This is a genomic window from Vibrio sp. V19_P1S1T109 (assembly GCF_002241375.1).
In the GTDB taxonomy this organism is placed as follows: Bacteria; Pseudomonadota; Gammaproteobacteria; order Enterobacterales; family Vibrionaceae; genus Vibrio; species Vibrio anguillarum.
Genome location: NZ_NDIM01000042.1, coordinates 1 through 2,111, shown reverse-complemented (window position 1 = coordinate 2,111; position 2,111 = coordinate 1). Strand labels below are relative to the sequence as shown.

Annotated in this window: 4 protein-coding genes; all 4 read left to right on the top strand. The window is 41.3% G+C overall.

The annotated features are described in order from the left end of the window. On the top strand, positions 1–221 hold a 221-nt coding region (locus tag B9J87_RS02210), incomplete at its 5' end, for a GNAT family N-acetyltransferase (protein ID WP_141201527.1). Between the two features lie 119 nt (positions 222–340). Further along, positions 341–844, top strand: a complete 504-nt coding sequence (gene def, locus B9J87_RS02205) for a peptide deformylase (RefSeq protein WP_094149272.1) — start codon at positions 341–343, stop codon at positions 842–844. Between the two features lie 247 nt (positions 845–1,091). Further along, on the top strand, positions 1,092–1,340 hold the full coding sequence (locus B9J87_RS02195; protein ID WP_026028286.1) for a DUF3297 family protein: 249 nt from the start codon (positions 1,092–1,094) through the stop codon (positions 1,338–1,340). 235 nt (positions 1,341–1,575) lie between these two features. Further along, positions 1,576–2,111, top strand: a 536-nt coding sequence (locus B9J87_RS02190; protein WP_141201526.1) for a hypothetical protein, incomplete at its 3' end; no start/stop codon positions are given.

The window sequence follows — 2,111 nt, the reverse complement described above, 5'->3', positions numbered from 1 at the left end:
GGGTTTCTGATTCTGTTCGGTCAAACGGCTTGGGTTCAAAGCTACTACAACAGCTTGAAAACTATGCTCTATCAAAAGGTGTCACAAACTACCGTTTGGAAACAACGTCATTCCAAGCCTTAGACTTTTATAAAAAACAAGGTTATGTTTTATTTGGTCAGTTACCGGATATGCCTCCAACTTTTACAAGCTACTTTTTAAAAAAGCAAACGGGTATATAACAAGCATTTAAAGCGTGACTGCTAACAGTTTGCTCGGTTTCGCTTCGCTACACATTTTAGCAAACAATTAGCAGCACCTTAAATGGGCGTTATGAGCTTCCAAGAATTAGAAGGAAAATATGGCAGTTTTAGAAATTCTGACTGCACTGGATCCAAGGCTTAAGGTTAAAGCGGAAAAGGTGCAAGATATTACGACGGTACAAACATTAATAGACGATATGTTGGAAACGCTATATGCGACTGACAATGGTATCGGTTTGGCGTCGACTCAAGTTGGTCGTAAAGAGGCAGTTGTTATTATCGACCTTTCAGAAAGTCGAGATGAACCGTTAATTTTGGTTAACCCAGAAGTGGTTAGTGGCTCGGATAAAGCATTGGGTCAAGAAGGTTGTTTATCAGTTCCTGATTACTATGCAGACGTAGAGCGTTTTACTTCAGTTGTTGTGACTGCTTTAGACCGCGAAGGTAAGCCAATAACCATCGAAAGTGATGAGTTTCTAGCCATCGTAATGCAGCACGAAATAGATCATTTATCGGGTAACTTGTTTATCGACTATCTTTCGCCACTTAAGCGTCAAATGGCTATGAAAAAGGTTAAAAAGTACGTCAAAGCGCACTCTTAACCCCCGCTCATAACAAACGCTTCAAGAGGGACAGCCAACGCGCGGCATTTTTAGTATGCGTTGGTTTCGGTGATTACGGTGTTATGCGGTAAGTTGGTAGTAGCGTTGGCTGCCCCTTAAGCGGGCGTTATAATGTCATCTAGTTCTGCGCTCTATACCGCATATGAAATAGCATCTTTACTTTGTTGAGCGGTAGGCTTGTATTGTCTACAATAGCGCACTTTTTTACATATTTTAGGTTATGAATATGAACGACACTACAGCTAAACCCGCTTTGCCGGATCACCTTGCTGGTAATCCTCGCAGCCCACACTATGTAGCGGAATGCTTTGAACATCACATTGGCATTCGTCTAAATGGCAAAGAACGTACTGATGTTGAAGAATACTGCATTAGTGAAGGGTGGGTGAAAATTCCTTCACCGAAAGCTAAAGATCGTTTTGGCCAGCCGATGCTGATTAAGTTAAAAGGTGAAGTTGAAGCTTTTTATAAATAAGCTGCATTTTATACCGTCCGCATGCAATGTGTTGATAAATATGTAATTCAATGCATTGCATTCAAGATCTAGCTAGGTTTCTCATCCAAACATATAACAAACGGCTCAAGAGGGATTGCCAACGCGTGGCGACTTTAGCGCAAAATTGAAGTTCAATGTTTACAGTGTGTTTTTTGAGTTCGGCGGTGCGTTGTCAACCCCTTAGCCGGGCGTTAGCACTACTAGGAAAGGTTGTATGGATTGGAAACATATAAAATTAGTCTCGAAAGTGGTTGTCATCATTCTCGCTGCTGCGCTCAGCTTCGTTGTAGGTGTCAGCTTTGGTGTTTCCTATAATCAAGAAACTTTAACGAATGTGTTGATTCCAGCTTTGAGTGCGCTTGGCGGTTGGGTGGCTGGACTTGGAGCATTAGCTGCAGTTTTTACTTCTCTTTGGCTTGCTGAGCAACAAAGAAAAAGTAGTGGTGAAAGTCTAAAATGTGTCTTTGATGTTTTCGTTTTTCAAGGGGATCCAGATGATGCCTTGGCGGTAAATGTTACCAGTAATGGCAATAAACCCAGTAATGTAAACTCAATTACTATACATTCTTCCGGGGCTAAGGTTGCCATGTGCATCCAACAATTTTCGCCTTCAAGCTCACCTTTGCCAAGTTTCTTGCCGTATGGACAACAAGCGATATTTAAGCTGTCACCAGACTTTAAGTCGGATATTAATAACTATGTTAAAAATCATTGTGCAGGTTCGTATAATAATTTGTTCTTGTCCGTAAA

Excerpts from the sequence above, each read along its gene's own strand:
- def (WP_094149272.1), top strand. The coding sequence starts at position 341 with ATGGCAGTTTTAGAAATTCTGACTGCACTGGATCCAAGGCTTAAGGTT.
- B9J87_RS02195 (WP_026028286.1), top strand. The coding sequence starts at position 1,092 with ATGAACGACACTACAGCTAAACCCGCTTTGCCGGATCACCTTGCTGGT.